Raw genomic sequence first — 17,440 nt, 5'->3', positions numbered from 1 at the left:
CTCGAGTCCTGTCGCGTCGTGTCGGATTACCGGGCGAACGGCACCGAGGCAGTGAGGACCTGGCCGGAATCGTTGAACTCGACCTCGAAGTCGACGGTGATGGAGCCGCCATTCAACAGGATGCGCGAACCGATGCGGACATCGTTTCCGCCGCGATCCTTCTGCTTTTCGCGCAGGTCGAAACTGACCGTGTCGCCAGCGATGCGCCCAACGGCAACGCCGGTGAAGCCAGCGTTCGAGCTCATCGCTGCCTGATAGCGCTGGGCCTTGTCGTCGTAGGCAATCGTGCCGCTGACTGACAGCGTCATGTCGACCAGGCTGCAACGGCCGGCGTAGTTGATCTTGTTCAGGTTACCCTTCGATATGCCAAGCCGGCACTTGAACGGTTCAGGGTTCTGGCCCCCGACCAGCGCTCCCGTGCCCTTCCAGTCGCCGACATAGGACTCCAGCAGTTCTACCGGCCCGGCCAACGCCGGCCCCGTCAGGGCCATCGCTGCCACGGCTACGGCTGCTTGCAAATGCCGTCTCATCTTCACACGCCCTCCATCGGCGCACCGCGTCCCCAAGAACACCGAAATCTGTAAGCGACCGGGTATTCAGCTCGGTTCCATTTTGACTTGCCCGCCCGGCGATGCCAGAGATCATGCCGCGGACCGAAATAAGCAAGATCGGCCGCACATTGTTTTGCTTTGGCCCCTACCGCAAGTCCCAAATGGCACTGATCCAAGACCACAACGCCAGCCCGCTCCCTTCGGCAGCACAGCCGATAGTTGACGCTTCCGGCGTGAACTACACTTTGGAGGTCGCCTCACGCCCGCTGCACATTCTTCGCAATGTCGGGCTTCGGGTCGAAGCCTCTGAAGTTGCAGCGATTGTTGGGCCTTCAGGCAGCGGCAAAACCTCGCTGCTGATGCTGCTGGCGGGGCTCGAGCGGGCCACCTCCGGCAAGGTGGTCGTCGCCGGACAGGATCTTTCCTTACTGACCGAAGATGAACTGGCGGTGTTTCGGCGCAACACTTTGGGAATTGTTTTCCAGAGCTTCCATTTGATCCCCTCGCTGACAGCCTTGGACAATGTTGGCCTCGCCCTCGAGATCGCCTCGCCAGACCTGCCATTGGCCCAGGTGCGCGAGGCTGCGGCTGCGGCGCTGGCCGCCGTCGGCCTCGGCGATCGGCTCGATCACCGGCCTGCCGCGCTCTCGGGCGGCGAGCAGCAGCGCGTCGGGCTGGCCCGCGCCATGATCGCCAAGCCGCGCCTGTTGCTGGCCGACGAGCCGACCGGCAATCTCGACCAGCAGACCGGTGCCGTCGTGGTCGACCTGATGTTCGACCTAGCCCGCCGCCAGGGCACAGCGGTGGTCCTCATCACCCACGATCCGTCGCTCGCGGCGCGCGCCGACCGGGTGTTCACCATGACCCAGGGCGACCTGGTCGAGACGGTCCGCGCCTGATGCGAGCCCTGCTGGCAGCCATCCGCATCGGCCTGCTCGATATGCGCGGCGACATGCGCCGCTTCGGCTTGTTGATCATCTGCCTCGCCGTCGGCACGGCGCTGATCTCCGGCGTCAGCTCGGTCGGCGCCAGCATCCGCCAGGCAGTCGAGGAGAACGCCGCGGTGCTGATGGGCGGCGATGTCGAGTTGTCCCGCGCCGACCGCCAGGCGACCCCCGAGGAGCTCGCGCTGATCTCGGGCTTCGGCAAGGTCTCCAGTGTCATCGACACCAACGTGCGCGCCGAAGTCGGGGACGCGGACGCCTTTGTCGATCTGATCTCCGTCGGCGACAGCTACCCGCTGCTCGGTGCTGTCGGCAGCGCGCAATTGCCGGCAGGTGAAACCCCGTTCGATTTCCTCGCCTACCGCGACGGCATGTTTGGCGCGCTGGTCAATCCGCTGATGCTCGATCAGCTAAGCATCTCCATCGGCGACACGCTGCAGATCGGCGGCACCGATTTCCAGGCCCGCGGCGTGCTGGCCAGCCTGCCCGATGCCGCAGTGCGCGGCTTCCGCCTCGGCCTCCCCGCCGTCATCACCACCGACGCCCTTGCCATCCTCTCCGATCGCACCTCGCCGCTACCCGGCCTCGGCACCTTCTTCCGCTACAAGGTGCTGCTCACCGAAGGCGATGCCGATTCCGGCAAGGCTGCGCTCGAAGCCGCGCTCGCCGACCCCAGCTGGACCGTGCGTTCCGCCCGCGAAGGTCTGGGCCCGATGGTGCGCTATTACGACCTGTTCATGCGCTTCCTGGTCATCGTCGGCCTTGCTTCGCTGCTGATCGGCGGCGTCAGCGTCTGGACCAGCATCTCGGCTTATGTCGCCGAACGCGCCAATGTCATCGCGGTGCTGCGCAGCATGGGCTCCGGCAAGGCACGCATCTTCATCCATTTCTTCGCCCAGATCGCCGCCCTGGCCGCCATCGGGGTCGGCATCGGCCTCGTGATCGGCGCCGGCACCGCGCTCCTCGCGCTGCCGATCATCGGCGGCGCCGTCGGAGTGCATCTGGCGCCAACCCTGCATGTACAGCCGCTGCTGGTCGCCGCGGGCGTCGGCCTCATCACTGCCTTTGCCTTCTCTTACTTGCCGCTGCAGCAGGCGCAGACCATCAGCCCGGTGACGCTGTTCCGCTCCAAGGGCCTCGCCGCCCCGCCGATCGAGTGGGGCAAGCTGCTGCTCTCCGCGCGCATCCTGCCGCTGCTGTTCGCCGGCGCGCTGTTCCTGTGGCTCGCGATCGTCATGACCGACGACCCGATGCTGGTCGCCGCCTTCGGCATCGTCAGCATCCTGTCGGTGCTGCTGTTCCAGCTCGGCATCGTTGTCGCCCGCTACGCGCTGCACCGCCTGCCCGAGCCCCGCAACCGGGTGCTGCGCTACGCCCTGCGCAATATCGCGACCACCGGCAACAACGCCTCCTCCGTCGTCGTCTCGGTCGGGCTGGCGCTTGCCATGCTGGTGGTCGTGCTGGTGCTGCAGGTGAACCTCCGCAACGAATATCTCGGTGCCTCGGTGTTCGACGCTCCCACGCTCGTTGCCTCCGACCTCTTCCCCGACGAAGTCGAAACCCTGCAGGCCATGGAAGACTCCGGCGGCGACGTCACCGCCTTCTCCGCCACCCCGATGCTGCGCGGCGCCCTCGGCGCGTTGAACGACAAGCCGGCGGCCCTGCTGCAGCCGCGCGGACCCGAAGCCTCGTTCCTGCTCTCGGGCGAAATCCCGCTGACCTACCGCCAGCACCTCCCGACCACCTCCAAACTCGTGGCCGGCCAGTGGTGGGCCGACGACTACCAGGGCCCGCCGCTGGTTTCGCTGCACCAGAGCCTCCGCTCCGGGCTGGGCGTCAACCTCGGCGACAAGCTGTCCTTCCAGATCTTCGGCGAAACCATCACCGCGGAAGTCGCGAACTTCCGTGACTATTCCTGGCAGGGCGGCATCGATTTCCTCGCCACCTTCTCGCCCGGCGTGCTCGAGGCCTACCCCTCGACCCTGCTCGGCGCCGTCACCGCCGCCCCCGGCCGCGAAGAGGCGGTGGAGCGCATGCTCGCGACCACGCTCCCCGATGTCCGCTTCATCGCCATCGGCGCCACGCTCGAGCAGATCACCCGGGCCCTGGGCCAGCTGTCCCTCGCCGCCTCGCTGGTCGGCGGCCTAGCCGTCGGCAACGGGCTGCTCGTCCTGATCGGCAGCCTCGCCACCGGACGCCGGCAGCGCCAGGCCGATGCCGTGATCACCAAGGTGCTCGGCGCCAAGCGATTCGACGTGCTCGTCGTTTCCGTGCTGCACTACGTGCTGCTGGCCGCCTTCGCGGCCTTGCTGGCGACGCCGCTCGGCATCGCCCTCGCCTGGATCCTCACCATGGTGCTGCTCGACGTCGATTTCGCGCTCGACGCCGCAACGCTGGCCGCCGTCGACCTCGGCGCTATCGTCATCACCGGCTTCCTCGGCGCCACTACCATTATCGGCGTGCTGTCCGCCCGCTCGGCCGGTTTCCTGCGCGAGCCGTAAGCTCCCGCCCCGCAAGCGTTTCCTACTCGAAGCGAACATATCCGCGGCGAACGCTGAGGTACGTGTTGCAGCGGAAGGAAAACTGTTCAATGTTGCAGAGGCTACGATCAGCAAGGCGGGCACGAAGAACCGCCAGATCGAGCCGTGACTAGGAGAGACTGCTACACCAGGAGGAGAAATCTTAATGACTTTCAAGAAGTTAAGCCGTCGCGACGTCCTGAGGGGGACAGTTGCTACAGGCGCCGGCCTTCTCGCCGCGGGAAGCGGCCTGCCGGTTTTCGCTCAGGATGCAGCCAAGCCCGCACCTGACGCGCCGCTTCCGGTGGGCTCGGCCGACAAGCTGACCGTCATCCACCGCACCGAATATTTCGAAGCTGCGCAAACCGCCTTCCGCGACACCGTCAGTGCTTTCGCGAAGGCCAACAATGTCGAGCTCGATATCTCGACCACCAACCCGGAATCGTTCGGCGATTTCCTCGGCAAGATGTCGGCGGCCGTCAAGGCCGGCAATCCGCCCGATTTCGCCTACACCAGCAACGTCTCCATCTCGCAACTGCACCTGCTCGACCTGGTCGAGGACATGACCGACGTCGTCGACGAAGCGGTCAAGCTTTATGGCGACATCATGCCGGGGCTGAACGCGGCCAAGACCGCCCAGTTCGACGGGCGCTGGGCGGCGGTTCCGCTCATCGGCACCACCACGGGCTACTATATGCGTGGCGACAAACTGAAGGAAAAGGGCATCGATCCGGCCTCGCTCAAGACCTTCAGCGATCGTCGCGAAGCGGCCCTGGCGATCTCCGGCCCGGATTTCTACGGCTGGGGCGTTACCCCCAACCAGTCCGGTGACGGCTTCGGCTTCCTGATCCTCCTGATCCAGGCCTTCGGTGGTCACTTCACCGATAAGGCGGGCCAGATCGTGCAGTTCGACTCGCCCGAGACGGTTGCCGCTTACGAGTGGCTCAAGGAGACCTACGACCGCAACGGCAAGTACGCCGCCATGCTGCCGCCGGGCGTCGAAAGCTGGACCGATACGTCCAACAACGAGGCCTTCCTCGCTGGCCAGATCGGCTACACGCATAACGCGTTCAGCGTCTATGCGCAGTCGAAGCGCGACAACAACCCGGTCTATCCGAACATCGTGCTGCTGCCGGCTCCGACGGCCAACAACGGCGACAGCCGCAATGGCGGCCAGGTCGGCGGGTGGATGACCGTGTTCAAGGGCGCCAAGAACGCCGACCTCGCCAAGAAGCTCGCCCTCGACCTGCTCGATCCGGTGAACTTCGGCAAGATCGCGGCGCTCGGCAGCGTGCTGTTCACGCCGGCCTACAAGAACCTGTGGACCGACGAACTGCTGGCGGGCGACCCGAACCTGAAGGTCATCAAGGAGCAGGTCAGCGTCACCGACCCGTTCCTCGGCCAGTCCTGGCCGGCCGATCCGAACGCCGGTGTCGATGCCATCCGCGCCCAGGGCGTGGTGGAGCAGTCCGTCGCCAACGTCATCTCCGGGCGCATGGCCCCCGCCGATGCGGTGAAGGATGCGCACCAGAAGATGCGCGATATCTTCGAAGAAGGCGGCATGACGCAGCCGTAGGACTGATGTCCGATGCGAGGGAGGGCGGCGCGACCGCCCTCCCAATTTCGATAGCACAGCGTCGACGACGGCCATCCCCCTCGCGGGGCGTGAGCGCGGCTGTCTGCAACGGTTCACAAAGCCGTCACATCCGGTTCGGCCGAAAGCGCGATATACAAGACTTTGAAGGGAACAGTTCATGGTTGATCAGGCTCAGGTAGACAGCGCGCCAGTGCGGGCAGCACGGCCAATGTCCACCGCGCGCCGCCTGCAGGCGATACTCGGGCGCGATTGGAAAATCGCGATCCTGTTCATCCTGCCGATGGCGGTGATCATGGTGGGGCTGATCTTCTGGCCCTTCGTCAACGCCATCCTGATGAGCATGACCACGCTGAACTTCCAGACCGGCGACACCGTCAATGTCGGTCTCAAGAACTTCCAGCGCCTGTTCACCAACTCCGACTACCTGCTGGCGATGGGGAACACGATCACCTTCACGCTGTGGTCGCTGAGCATCAAGTTCGTCACCGGCATGACCATTGCCATGATCCTCAACAGCAAGCTGCCGACCCGCGACCTGCTCGCGGCGATCATGCTGCTGCCCTGGATCGTCCCCGAAATCGTCACGGCGCTCGCCTGGAAGAGCATTTACGATCCGCTGTTCGGCGGCCTCAACCCGATCCTCCAGGGCCTCGGCGTCATCGAAAAGCCGCTGGGCTGGCTGTCCGACCCGAAGATGGCGATGGGCAGCGTCATCGCGGTGAACGTCTGGAAGGGCATCCCGTTCTTCACGCTCCTCCTGCTCGCCGGCCTCAAGGCGATCGACAACGAGCAGCTCGAAGCCGCCGAGGTTGATGGCGCGAGCGCCGTGCAGCGCTTCCGCTACGTCACCCTGCCGGGGCTCAAATACGTCATCATCGTCGTGCTGCTGCTGAGCTTCATCTCCACCTTCAACCAGTTCGGCCTCATCTTCCTGATGACCGGCGGTGGCCCGGGCGGCGCGACGAAACTCTATTCGATCCTTGCCTACGAGAAGGCCATCGGCTCGCTGCAATACGGCCCGGGTAGCGCGATTGCGCTGAGCGTGGCGCCGCTGATGGCGATCCTTATCTACTTCCTCGCCAAGACCATGCGGCGCGAAGAGCGTGCTGCCGCCATCGACAGCAAGCCCAGCTTCGGCGCGCGGGTCGCCCGGGTGGTGCAGGCTGCCTTCGGCAGGGTGCTCGATGTCCTGTTCTGGCCGTTCGACATGCTGTTCCGCGGCTTCGGGCTCGTCGCGACGGCAGTTGGCCGCCGCTTCCCCGTCCCACCGGGCAAGAAGTATGTCGCCAAGCAACGCAACGAGCGCATCTATATCGGGATAAGGCTGCTGGTGCTGCTGCCGATCCTGATCTTCGTCTTGTTCCCGTTCTTCTGGGTGATCATCACCTCGTTCAAGACCACGCCACAGATCAGCGCCCGCACCTCGATCTTCTGGCCGGAGCCATTCACGATCGATCAGTACGTCTCGCTGATCCGCGACTCGCAGTTCCTCACCTGGCTGCGCAACTCGGTGCTGGTGGCGGCGGTGAGCACGCTCGTCTCGGTGACGTTCGCGGCGCTTGCCGCCTACGCGCTGACGCGGTTGAAATTCACCGGGGCAGGGCTGCTGACCACGTTCATCCTGATCACTTACCTCTTGCCCGGCACGCTGATCTTCATCCCGCTCTACCAGACCCTCAGCGACCTGGGCCTCATCAACAGCTACGGCTCGCTGATCGTCACCTACCCAACCTTCCTGATGCCCTTCGCCACCTGGGTGCTGATCGGCTATTTCCGCACCATCCCGGTCGAGCTCGAGGAAGCGGCGATGATCGACGGGGCGAGCCGGATCTACGCGTTCTGGAAGATCACCCTGCCGCTGGCGGCACCGGCACTGCTGTCGGTGACGCTGTTCGCCTTCACCAACGCGTGGAACGAGTTCCTCTTCGCCTTCGTGTTCATCACCTCGGAGTCGCTCCGCACGCTGCCGATCGGCCTCCAATCGATGGTGGTGGGCGACATCCTGCCCTGGGGCAAGCTGATGGCGGCGTCGCTGCTGACGGCGGTGCCGGTGGCGGTGCTCTACATGTACACCCAGCGCTTCCTCGTCGGCGGTCTCACCGTCGGCGGCGTCAAGGGCTAGTAAACAAACCGGGGGGCGCCGTCGGTGCCCTCCGCTTCCTGTTCGAGAGATCCCAGAGTGACGACCGCCACACCCATCGTCACCGGCATGCGGGTGGTGCCCGTCGCCGGCGAGGACAGCATGCTGCTGAACCTCAGCGGCGCGCACGCCCCGCTGTTCACCCGCAACATCGTCATCCTCACCGACAGCCTCGGGCATACCGGGCTCGGCGAGGTGCCGGGCGGCGAGGCCATCGCTAGCACGCTCGAGGACAGCCGCGAGCTGATCGTCGGGCGCGAGATCGGCGCCTATCGCACCCTGCTGCGGCAGGTTGGAGAGACCTTTGCGGCCCGCGATGCCGGTGGCCGCGGCGCGCAGACCTTCGACCTCCGCATCACCATTCACGCCGTCGCCGCCCTCGAATGCGCGCTGCTCGACTTGATGGGCCAGTTCCTCGGCGTGCCGATGGCCGAGCTGCTCGGCGATGGCCAGGTCCGCGACCGGGTCGAGATGCTCGGCTACCTGTTCTATGTCGGCGACCGGACCCGCACGCCGCTCGGCTATCGCGCCAACCAGGTCGGCGACGACTGGATCCGGTTGCGCGACGAGCCGGCGCTCGATCCGGCAGCGATCGTTCGCCTCGCCGAAGCGGCGGAGGCGCGGTACGGCTTCCGCGATTTCAAGCTCAAGGGCGGCGTGCTGGCCGGTGAGCAGGAGGCGGACGCGATCGAGGCCATGGCCGCGCGCTTCCCCGATGCGCGGCTGACCATCGACCCCAACGGCGCCTGGTCGCTGCAGGAGGCGATCGGCATCGCGAAACGGCTGGCGCCGATCCTCGCCTACGCCGAGGATCCGTGCGGTGGCGAGAATGGTTTCTCAGGGCGCGAGGTATTGGCAGAGTTCCGGCGCGCCACCGGCATCAAAGTCGCGACCAACATGATCGCCACCGACTGGCGACAGATGGGCCATGCGATAACGCTAGGCAGCGTCGACATCCCGCTCGCCGACCCCCACTTCTGGACACCACGCGGCTCGATCGACGTGGCAAAGCTCTGCGCCCGCTGGGGCCTCACCTGGGGCAGCCACTCGAACAATCACTTCGACATTTCGCTCGCCATGTTCACCCAGGTCGGCGCCGCCGCGCCCGGCGCCATCACGGCACTCGACACCCACTGGATCTGGCAGGACGGCCAGCGGCTGACAGCGGAACCACCGCTGATCCGCGACGGGCATGTCGCGGTGCCGGAGCGGCCGGGGCTAGGGGTGGAGCTTGATGAGGCGGCGCTGGAAGCCGCGCACCAGCGCTATCGCGCGCTGCCGGCCGGGAGCCGCAATGACGCAGCGGCGATGCAGTACTTGATCCCGGGCTGGACGTTCGACCCGAAGCGGCCAGCGCTGGTGAGGTAGGGCACCGGTCTGCCTTCTCCCCTTGTGGGAGAAGGTGGCACGAAGCGCCGGATGAGGGGGCCCGCAACCACGGGTTGCGCGATCGGAGCGAAAGCGACGAGCGACGGAGTGCTCGGAGAGATACCCCTCATCCGCCCTTCGGGCACCTTCTCCCACAAGGGGAGAAGGCAATCCCCGCTAGGTCAATGCTAACTCAAGCAAACCAGGTCGTCCCCGGATACTGGTGCGCCTTAGCCACTTCTTCATTCAGCTCCAGCCCGATGCCCGGGCGATCCGTCAGCGCGATGCGCCCGTTCTTGATGATGTCGCCGCCATCGGTGATCGTCGACCAGTAGTCGCGGTTGAACCAGTGGAACTCGAGGATCAGGAAGTTCGGCACCGTCGCGCAAACCTGTGCCGAAGCCATGGTGCCGATCGGCGACGACACGTTGTGCGGCGCAAACGGGATCGAGTAGAGGTCCGCCATCTCGGCGATCTTGCGGCACTCACTGAGCCCGCCGCATTTCGGAATATCCGGCATGATGATGTCGAGGGCCTGCTGCTCGAACACCTTGCGGAAGCCGTGGCGCAGGTAGAGGTTTTCGCCGCCGCAGATCGGCACGCTGGTCGAGCGCGTGATCTCTGCCATGGCGTCGATGTTTTCCGGCGGGATCGGCTCTTCCAGCCACATCAGCTGCAAGTGCTCGAGGTCCTTGGCGAGCCGGATGGCGGAGTGCTTGTCGAGCCGGGTGTGGAGGTCGCAGGCGACATCCACCTCCTTGCCGGCCGCCTTCACCACCATCTCGGCCAGCTCGACCATGCGGTCATGCTCCCACTTGTTGGGAGTCATGTTGAACTTGTCCTTCTCGTACCAGCCGGTCTCCGAACCGGTGTGGCCATAGGCGCGGATGTCGAGATCGACCTTGAGCGCGGTGAAGCCGGCCTCCAGCACCTCGTCGACCACCGCCTGCACTTCGCCCATGTTCATGCCGGGCGAGACTTCGCAGTCGCAATAGACGCGGATGTCGTCGCGGAACTTGCCGCCCATCAGCTCGTAGATCGGCACCTTCAGGGCCTTGCCCTTGAGGTCCCACAGCGCAATCTCGATCCCGGTCAGCGCAGTGATCAGCGCCCCCGCGAAGCCGCCCTCGAACACCAGGCTGCGCCGTGTCTCCTCGAAGATCGCGTCGATGGCAAAGGGGTCGCGGCCCACCAGCCTCTCGGCCAGTTCCTGGATGATGGCGATGGCCTGGTGGCCGCCATGCACGCATTCGCCGAGCCCGGTGATCCCCGCGTCGGTCTCGATCTTCACCCACAGATGCATGCAATGGCCGCTCGTCGCCGCCGTCTTCACCGAAGTGATCTTCACGTCACGTCTCCCTCACTCTGCCCGCAATCCTCCGCGCGAGCCCGGGGCAGGTTACAGCCCGAGCCAACCTTGGCAACCCTCCGAACGGGTTAGAGAAATCGTTGCCCGGCCGCCTCCGCCACACCCCGCCTCACACCGCCGCCGTTGACAGGCCCGTCACCGCGGCGTAGAAAAACCGGACGGTTTAACGTAAAACCAATTCAAGCCTCTCCGCGCAGTTCGATCGAACCAAGAATCGTCGCGCGGAAACATGGCTTAGAGGTTTAACGCGAAACCAGGGGAGGATTTCGACTTTGGCGCGAGCTACCATCAAGGACGTAGCACAGGCTGCGAACGTGTCGCCGATGACGGTGTCCAACGTCATCAACGGCCGCCGCGCCAAGGCCTCCGACGACACGGTCGAGCGCATCATGACGGCGGTGAAAACCCTCGGCTACCGCCCCAACATGAGCGCCCGCAGCCTCGTCTCCAACGCCTCGCGCATGGTCGGGGTGATCATCCCGTTCACCGAAAACCAGAACCAGCTGCTGCTCGATAACCCGTTCTATGCCGAGATGATCTCCGGCATCGAAAGCGCCCTGCGCGCCAACGGCTACTACATGATGCTCAGCGGGGTAGGGGAGAGCAATGCACAGCTCGATACCCTGTCGCACTGGAACATGGACGCGCTGATCGTCCTCGGCGTCTACCGCGAAGCCCTCTACGAGCGGCTGCGCGAACTCGACCTGCCGACGCTGCTGATCGACAGCTACATCGACGACCCCGCCTTCCATCGCCTCGGCGTCGACGACGAAGCCGCGGCCTACCAGGCGACGCGCTACCTGATCGGCAAGGGCCATCGCGGCGTGGCGCTGATCACCGGCGTCATCCGCACCGATGGTGTCATCGAGCGCCGCGTGGCCGGCTACAAGCGGGCGCTAGCGGAAGCCGGCATCGGTTTCGATCCAGCGCGTATCCTCTCCGGCTCCGTCACCTTCGACTGGGGCGCCGAGGCGGCCGAGCAGCTCGTCGCGCTACCCGGCACCACCGCCGCCTTCTGCACCGCCGACCTGATCGCCGCAGGCCTCCTCGCCGGGCTGCACAAACTCGGCAAGCGCATCCCCGAGGACTATTCCGTGATGGGTTTCGACAACCTGTCGATCTCGCGCATGGTCTATCCGGCGCTCACCACGATGGACCAGTCGATCCTCGGCAAGGGCCAACTCGCCGGCCGGCTGATCAGCGCCATCCTCGGCAAGACCGACGCCCCGCGCGAAAGCTTCATCGACGTCGCCATCGTAGAGCGCGACAGCGTCGCCACGCGGAGCCCGTCATGAGCCCCGCGGCCGACCGCTCGAAGTATGTCGCGCTGGCGGTGCTGCTGCTGCCCAGCCTCGCCGGCATGGTGGTGTTCCTGATGGCCCCGGTGCTGTCGTCGCTGGTGCTCAGCTTCTCCGAGTGGGATCTGATCGGCGAGATCAACTGGGTCGGTATCGACAACTACGTCACCGCGCTCGCCGATCCGGCGGTGCTCGGCGCGCTCCGCAACACCCTCACCTTCATTCTCGGCTACTTGCCGTCGGTGGTGATCATCGCGCTCGGCCTCGCCTTGCTGCTCAACCGCCGCATCAAGGGACGCGTGGTGTTCCGGGCGATCTATTTCGTCCCGGTCGTCACCTCCTGGGTCGCGGTGTCGTTGATCTGGAAGTGGCTGCTCAACCCGCAATACGGGCTGGTCAATTTCGCGCTCGGCGCCATCGGCATCAAGGGCCCCGGCTGGTTGTTCGACCCGGCCTGGGCGATGACCGGCGTCATCCTCACCTCGGTGTGGAAGGACATCGGCTTCGTCACGGTAATCTACCTGGCGGGCCTGCAGGATATCCCCGAGCCGCTCTACGAGGCCGCCGCGCTCGATGGCGCGACGCCCTGGCAGCGCTTCTGGTCTATCACCTTCCCGATGCTGGCGCCGACCACGTTCTTCGTCACCACCATCTCGCTGATCTCGTCGTTCCAGGTGTTCGACCAGGTCTGGATCATGACCCAGGGCGGCCCCGCTGGCGCCACGTCGGTGATGGTCGAGCTGATCTACAAGAACGCCTTCAGCTACTACAAAATGGGCTACGCCTCGGCGATTTCCTGGGTGCTGTTCGCGCTGATCTTCGCCGTCACCATCGCCCAGAACCTCTTGCAGAAGAAGCTGGATCGGTCCGATGGCTGACGCGACCCTTCTCACCGCGAACTCGCTGAGTCGCGCCGCCGAGCGCAAGCGCCCGCCGGTCCGGATAGCCGACCTCGCTACCTACGCCATTCTCATCCTCGGCGCAGTCGTCATGCTGCTGCCCTTCGCCTGGATGGTCTCCACCTCGCTGAAGACCGCCGGCGCCACCTTCGTCACCCCGCCGCAATGGCTGCCCGACCCCGCGACGCTCGACAACTACGCCAGGGTCTTCGACTCCGCGCCGGTCGGCCAGTTCCTCATCAACTCGATCTTCGTCTCGGTCACCTCGACTGCGCTGATGGTCCTCTTCTGCGCCATGTCGGGCTACGCCTTCGCCCGCATCGAATTCCCAGGCCGCACCGTGCTGTTCTACGCCTACCTCGCCACCCTGATGATCCCGCAGCAGGTGACCCTCACCCCGCTGTTCATCATCATGAACTTCCTCGGCTGGACCAACACCTACCAGGCGCTGATCCTGCCCTCGAGCTTCGGTGCCTTCGGCACGTTCCTGCTCCGCCAGTTCTTCCTTCGCCTCCCCAAGGAGATCGAGGAAGCCGCCTTCATCGATGGCGCCGGTTACATCAGGATCTTCTTCACCATCGCCATCCATCTGGCGCGCCCGGCGCTCGCGACGCTGGCGGTGTTCGCCTTCATGGCCAGCTGGAACAGCTTCCTGTGGCCCCTGATCATCACCACAGACCAGTCGATGATGACCCTGCCGCTCGGGCTATCCGCCCTGCAGGGCCGCTGGACCACCGACTGGAACGTGCTGATGGCCGGCACGGTGATCGCCACCCTGCCGATCATCGCCGTCTACATCTTCGCCCAGCGCTTCATCATCAAGGGCCTGTCCCATACCGGGCTCAAATAACGGACCAAAGGTCCCAAGGAGGAGAACGACCATGCTGCGTAGGACTTTTACCGGACTGTTGCTCGCAACCGCCCTCATCACCCCGGCGCTCGCCGAGGACGTCACCGTCAAGTACATGACCTTCTCGGCCGCGCCGAACTACCTGAAGGAACTCGACGCCACCATCACTGCCTTCGAGGCCGATCACCCCGGCATCAAGGTCACCTACGAGACCGCCGCCTGGGACGCCTATTTCACCAAGCTGCAGACCCTCGTTGCTGCGAAGCAGGCGCCCGACGCCTTCGAGCTCAACTTCGAGAACTTCGTCACCTATGCCGACAAGGGCGCCCTCGCCGACCTCACCCCGCTGATATCGGCTGACACGGGCTTCTCGACCAGCGTCTACAACCCGACGGCGCTCGCCGCCTTCCAGCAGGATGGCAAGCAGTACGGCCTGGTCGAGAGCTTCTCCAACGTCGTGCTGTTCTACAACAAGGACCTGTTCGACGCGGCTAGCGTCGCCTACCCGACCGCCGACTGGACCTGGACCGAGGAGCTCGAGGCAGCGCAGAAGCTGACCAATGCCAGTGCCGGCGTGTGGGGCGACTTCGCCCCGATCCAGTTCTGGGAATTCTACAAGACCATCGCCCAGAACGGCGGCTCGATCCTCTCGCCCGACAAGAAGACCGTCACCATCGACAGCCCGCAGAATGTCGAGACGCTGCAGTGGATGATCGACAAGGTGAGCAAGTACAAGGTCACCCCGTCGGACGTCGAAATGGCGGGCCAGTCCGGGTTGGGGCGAAGGACTGCCTCTGCGATCGCCTCGGCATCGTTGTAGTCGTTCTTCTGACCTTCACGAAGGGCTTCCCGCAAATCGCCGGGATGAAGTGCGGCTCATGGCCGAGCTGACGCAGCGCACGGCTGACCAAATGGGCGCTGAGGCACGCTTCCATGCCGACGATGCATGGTGGCAGCTTCTTGAACGCCTCGATCAGCGCCAGCCGCTTTATCTTACCGCGGACGCGATCTTGGCGTCCGTGCCGAAGCCAACGAGGTGGAAGACTTCCTTGCCGATATCGACGCCAATCGAGGCGAGTGGCGCAACCGTCGTATCCATGAGCTGCTTCTCCGGTTGATGCGGAGCAGTCTAGGACCGCGCCGGGGGGAAGCAGCCGGTCCATCCCATTAGCGGACTTTCGTTTTGACGGGTGACCGCTGTCTTGAACTCGGCTGATGCGGGACCCCGCCGAACAACGGGGCCCGCTCACAATGCAGTCTCAGGTGATGGAGCCGACCACACCCTCGATCAGGTAGTCCGTGCCCCACAGTGCGCCGTCGTAGAGGCCGAGCGTACCCTCGACGACGAGCTTGCCGGTATTGTCCTTGAGCGGGCCGACGAAGATCGGGGCTCCGAACTTGGTCTCGGCGATGGCCTTGGTGGCGGCGGCGATCGCTTCTTCGGTGGCCCCCGCGCCGAACGCGGTGGACGCGACCATGTCCTTGTCGTAGCCGCCCTCATTAACGTTGGGCAGCTTCTCGCCGGCGGCAATCAGTTTGGCGTATTCGGTGTAGACCGTGCCCCATTTCAGCTCGGCGCCAGTGATGAAGCCCTTGGGCGCCAGCGAAGCCTGATCGGCATTGTGGCCACAGCTCTTGACCCCGCGCGCTTCGGCCGTCTCGACGATAACCTTGGGGCTGTCGACGTGGCAGGCGATGACATCGCAGCCGGCATCCACCAGCGCATTGGTCGCTTCGGCCTCACGCACCGGCAGGCTCCACTCGCCGGTGATGATGAGGCGCACCTCGGCGTTGGGGTTCACCTTTTTGACGCCCAGCGTGAACGCGTTGACGTTGCGCAGCACCAGCGCGATCGGCTTGGCGGCGATGAAGCCGATCTTGTTGGTCTTGGTGGAGAGACCAGCGGCCACGCCGTTCACGTAGTGGCCTTGGTCGAGGTAGCAGAAGTAGCCGCCCAGATTGATCGGATCGGTGTCCTTGTTCCACAGCGAGGTCGGGTGGCGGAACTCGACATCCGGGTGCTTCTTCGCCGCCTCTTTCATGAACGGGTCGAAATAGCCGAACGAGGTCGGAAACAGGAGTTTTGCGCCATCAAGGCTGATCATCGATTCCATCGACTGGGCGACGGCATCGGTCTCGGGGACATTCTCCTCCTCGACCACGGTGACATCCGGCAGGGCCTTGAGCGCGGCGGCGCCGACGGCATGGGCCTGGTTCCAGCCGAAATCGGTGACCGGCCCGACATAGATCATGCCGATGGTGAGCGGCGTCGCGGCCTGTACCTTCAGTCCGCTCGCGAGCAGCAGCGATCCGGCAGCGGCGCTGCCGAGAAAGTGACGGCGGTTCATTGAGAAGTTGGACAAGGTTGCACCCCCATGAGTCCGGGTTTCATCGTCCGGGGAGCGCGGCATGCGCCCACCGTCTCGGCCGCGCGGCGGCGCGGCGATTGGTCTAGTCGGTTAGCTCCGGCGCGCTGTCAGGCGGCGCCGGCTTCAGTCACAAGGCGGTCGGCCTTGAGCTGTTCGTATTCGCCCACGCTGAGCGTCTTGATGTCGAACTGGTCGCGCGTGCGGGCATAACCATGGCCGCCGAGGCGGCCGATCGCGTCCATCTTGATCTGGTCGACGTAGAGGCGCGCCGGATCGATGATGTCGGCGCGGATATGGATGCCCAGCACCTCGCCCAAGACGATTTCGCGCGCCTTGCCGACCTCGATCGTCATGTGGCGGCGGCATTCCAGCGCCGCGGGCGCAGAGACGATGCGCGGGCTGCGCACGGCCTCGCCCGGGACTGTTTCGAGGCCAGCCTCGGCCAGTTCATCGACATCGGGGCCGAACTTGATGGCGCAGATCTCCATCTGCGCGGCGAGCGCGTCGTCGACGATGTGGACGGTGAACTCCTCGGTCTCGCGGATATTGCGCGCCGTGTCCTTCAACCGCATGTCTTCGTAGTTCTCGATACCGATGGCGACGATCGCAGGATCGTGGGTGAGGACGTTGAAGAAGCTGAACGGTCCGGCATTGCGCCGGCCATCGCGGCTCAGCGTGGTGATGAACGCGATGGGCCGTGGGATCACCGTGCCGATCAGCAGCTTGTACCGCTCGCGGGCGCTCAGTTCGGCAAAGTCGAAATGCAGATGGCCGCTCATTTGGCGCGTTTCCGCTTGAGCGGGATGGCGCTGCCGCGGCCCGCGATGGCGCCGGCATAGCGGGACAGCACGTCGCCGAGCGCCACGCTGGCGGGGTCGGTATCGTGCAGGGCCCGGCGCTCCACGGCGGCCATGTGCACGTCCATGATGGCGATGGCCTTGACGGCGTCGCCGGCCCGCAGCGCGGCGATGATCTCGGTGTGCTCGTTGGGGCCGCCGTGATCGTGGGTATGCGGCGAGCCATAGACGGCAAGGATCAGCGAGCAACGGGTCACGAGTTCGGACATGTAGCGCTCGAGCAGCACATTGCCGCTGAGCTTTGCCAACCGGATATGGAACTCGCCGCCGAGACGCCCGGCAACATGCTCCTCGTGCCGCTCGCGCGCCGCATCTTCTTCCCGCACCAGCCCCTCGAGTTCGGCGCCGAAACTGGGTTTCCAGCGCTTGATGACTAGGTCGACGGCCTGGGCCTCGAGCGCACGCCGGACCTCGAACACGTCGCGGGCTTCCGCCAGGGTCGGCTGGGCGACGATCGCCGTGCGCTTGGGGCGGGCGTCGACCAGCCCCTCCGACTGGAGCTTTGCCAATACCGCGCGCACCAGCGTCCGGCTCATGCCGAAATGCGCGCCGATCTCGTCTTCGGGCAGCTTGGTACCCGGCTGCAGCGCCCGCTCGAGGATCGCCTGTTTCAGCGCCTCATGAGCGATATCGATGCGGGGAGACGGTCGGGTCATCGGGGCCTCATGTTATTCGCACA

14 protein-coding genes and 1 pseudogene are annotated in these 17,440 nt (G+C 65.1%); 9 read left to right on the top strand and 6 right to left on the bottom strand.

The annotated features are described in order from the left end of the window. Nucleotides 1-26: 26 nt before the first annotated feature. A complete protein-coding gene (locus AC1DWU_RS20780; RefSeq protein ID WP_477151912.1) occupies nt 27-518 on the bottom strand; it encodes a hypothetical protein in 492 nt (163 codons plus the stop codon). Nucleotides 519-712: 194 nt separating this feature from the next. Between AC1DWU_RS20780 and AC1DWU_RS20775 the strand changes: the two genes are divergently transcribed. The 5 genes from AC1DWU_RS20775 (at nt 713) to AC1DWU_RS20755 (ending at nt 9,119) form a co-directional block, all read left to right on the top strand. Next, nucleotides 713-1,450 carry an ABC transporter ATP-binding protein gene (locus tag AC1DWU_RS20775; RefSeq protein ID WP_477151911.1) on the top strand — a complete coding sequence of 246 codons (738 nt, stop codon included), beginning with the start codon at nt 713-715 and terminating at the stop codon, nt 1,448-1,450. After that, nucleotides 1,450-3,996: an ABC transporter permease gene (locus AC1DWU_RS20770; RefSeq protein ID WP_477151910.1), complete on the top strand. Its 2,547-nt coding sequence runs from the start codon at nt 1,450-1,452 to the stop codon at nt 3,994-3,996. Before AC1DWU_RS20775 ends, AC1DWU_RS20770 begins: the two co-directional genes overlap by 1 nt. 184 nt (nt 3,997-4,180) lie before the next feature. Then, nucleotides 4,181-5,590: an ABC transporter substrate-binding protein gene (locus AC1DWU_RS20765; RefSeq protein WP_477151909.1), complete on the top strand. Its 1,410-nt coding sequence runs from the start codon at nt 4,181-4,183 to the stop codon at nt 5,588-5,590. 229 nt (nt 5,591-5,819) lie between these two features. After that, entirely contained in the window at nt 5,820-7,733 is a 1,914-nt protein-coding gene (locus tag AC1DWU_RS20760; RefSeq protein ID WP_477151908.1) for an ABC transporter permease, read from the top strand. Nucleotides 7,734-7,820: 87 nt separating this feature from the next. Further along, nucleotides 7,821-9,119 (top strand): enolase C-terminal domain-like protein, encoded by a 1,299-nt coding sequence (locus tag AC1DWU_RS20755; RefSeq protein ID WP_477151980.1) that lies wholly within the window; start codon nt 7,821-7,823, stop codon nt 9,117-9,119. Nucleotides 9,120-9,312: 193 nt separating this feature from the next. On the opposite strand, the gene AC1DWU_RS20750 is transcribed toward AC1DWU_RS20755, so the two are convergent. Beyond that, nucleotides 9,313-10,467, bottom strand: coding sequence for a mandelate racemase/muconate lactonizing enzyme family protein (locus AC1DWU_RS20750; RefSeq protein WP_477151907.1), 1,155 nt, complete (start codon nt 10,465-10,467; stop codon nt 9,313-9,315). Nucleotides 10,468-10,760: 293 nt separating this feature from the next. On the opposite strand from AC1DWU_RS20750, the gene AC1DWU_RS20745 reads away from it, so the two are divergent. The 4 genes from AC1DWU_RS20745 to AC1DWU_RS20730 are packed head-to-tail and all read left to right on the top strand — an operon-like array spanning nt 10,761 to nt 14,355. After that, the gene (locus tag AC1DWU_RS20745) at nt 10,761-11,783 is read left to right on the top strand and encodes a LacI family DNA-binding transcriptional regulator (protein WP_477151906.1); all 1,023 of its coding nucleotides are present in this window, start codon (nt 10,761-10,763) and stop codon (nt 11,781-11,783) included. Then, the gene (locus AC1DWU_RS20740; RefSeq protein ID WP_477151905.1) at nt 11,780-12,664 is read left to right on the top strand and encodes a carbohydrate ABC transporter permease; all 885 of its coding nucleotides are present in this window, start codon (nt 11,780-11,782) and stop codon (nt 12,662-12,664) included. The genes AC1DWU_RS20745 and AC1DWU_RS20740 overlap by 4 nt, the downstream gene beginning before the upstream one ends. Continuing rightward, nucleotides 12,657-13,535, top strand: coding sequence for a carbohydrate ABC transporter permease (locus AC1DWU_RS20735; protein WP_477151904.1), 879 nt, complete (start codon nt 12,657-12,659; stop codon nt 13,533-13,535). Before AC1DWU_RS20740 ends, AC1DWU_RS20735 begins: the two co-directional genes overlap by 8 nt. Nucleotides 13,536-13,566: 31 nt before the next feature. Beyond that, nucleotides 13,567-14,355: an ABC transporter substrate-binding protein gene (locus AC1DWU_RS20730; protein WP_477151903.1), complete on the top strand. Its 789-nt coding sequence runs from the start codon at nt 13,567-13,569 to the stop codon at nt 14,353-14,355. Here the strand turns inward: AC1DWU_RS20730 and AC1DWU_RS20725 are convergent. The 4 genes and pseudogenes from AC1DWU_RS20725 to AC1DWU_RS20710 form a co-directional block, all read right to left on the bottom strand. Further along, nucleotides 14,307-14,634: pseudogene (locus AC1DWU_RS20725) on the bottom strand (IS110 family transposase); the annotation flags it as partial. The gene AC1DWU_RS20730 and the pseudogene AC1DWU_RS20725 overlap by 49 nt on opposite strands. Nucleotides 14,635-14,794: 160 nt before the next feature. Next, nucleotides 14,795-15,883, bottom strand: coding sequence for a BMP family ABC transporter substrate-binding protein (locus tag AC1DWU_RS20720; RefSeq protein WP_477151979.1), 1,089 nt, complete (start codon nt 15,881-15,883; stop codon nt 14,795-14,797). Between the two features lie 128 nt (nt 15,884-16,011). Continuing rightward, nucleotides 16,012-16,683 carry a flavin reductase family protein gene (locus tag AC1DWU_RS20715; protein ID WP_477151902.1) on the bottom strand — a complete coding sequence of 224 codons (672 nt, stop codon included), beginning with the start codon at nt 16,681-16,683 and terminating at the stop codon, nt 16,012-16,014. Beyond that, on the bottom strand, nt 16,680-17,417 hold the full coding sequence (locus AC1DWU_RS20710; protein ID WP_477151901.1) for a GntR family transcriptional regulator: 738 nt from the start codon (nt 17,415-17,417) through the stop codon (nt 16,680-16,682). The genes AC1DWU_RS20715 and AC1DWU_RS20710 overlap by 4 nt, the downstream gene beginning before the upstream one ends. Nucleotides 17,418-17,440 lie beyond the last annotated feature (23 nt).

Source organism: Devosia sp. P2_G7 (assembly GCF_056403495.1).
The sequence above is the reverse complement of the archived record's forward strand: the minus strand, read 5'-3'. Positions and strand labels throughout refer to the sequence as shown.

Excerpts from the sequence above, each read along its gene's own strand:
- AC1DWU_RS20755 (WP_477151980.1), top strand. The coding sequence starts at position 7,821 with ATGCGGGTGGTGCCCGTCGCCGGCGAGGACAGCATGCTGCTGAACCTC.
- AC1DWU_RS20765 (WP_477151909.1), top strand. The coding sequence starts at position 4,181 with ATGACTTTCAAGAAGTTAAGCCGTCGCGACGTCCTGAGGGGGACAGTT.
- AC1DWU_RS20760 (WP_477151908.1), top strand. The coding sequence starts at position 5,820 with ATGTCCACCGCGCGCCGCCTGCAGGCGATACTCGGGCGCGATTGGAAA.
- AC1DWU_RS20740 (WP_477151905.1), top strand. The coding sequence starts at position 11,780 with ATGAGCCCCGCGGCCGACCGCTCGAAGTATGTCGCGCTGGCGGTGCTG.
- AC1DWU_RS20735 (WP_477151904.1), top strand. The coding sequence starts at position 12,657 with ATGGCTGACGCGACCCTTCTCACCGCGAACTCGCTGAGTCGCGCCGCC.
- AC1DWU_RS20715 (WP_477151902.1), bottom strand. The coding sequence starts at position 16,683 with ATGAGCGGCCATCTGCATTTCGACTTTGCCGAACTGAGCGCCCGCGAG.
- AC1DWU_RS20770 (WP_477151910.1), top strand. The coding sequence starts at position 1,450 with ATGCGAGCCCTGCTGGCAGCCATCCGCATCGGCCTGCTCGATATGCGC.
- AC1DWU_RS20775 (WP_477151911.1), top strand. The coding sequence starts at position 713 with ATGGCACTGATCCAAGACCACAACGCCAGCCCGCTCCCTTCGGCAGCA.
- AC1DWU_RS20720 (WP_477151979.1), bottom strand. The coding sequence starts at position 15,883 with ATGAACCGCCGTCACTTTCTCGGCAGCGCCGCTGCCGGATCGCTGCTG.
- AC1DWU_RS20730 (WP_477151903.1), top strand. The coding sequence starts at position 13,567 with ATGCTGCGTAGGACTTTTACCGGACTGTTGCTCGCAACCGCCCTCATC.
- AC1DWU_RS20710 (WP_477151901.1), bottom strand. The coding sequence starts at position 17,417 with ATGACCCGACCGTCTCCCCGCATCGATATCGCTCATGAGGCGCTGAAA.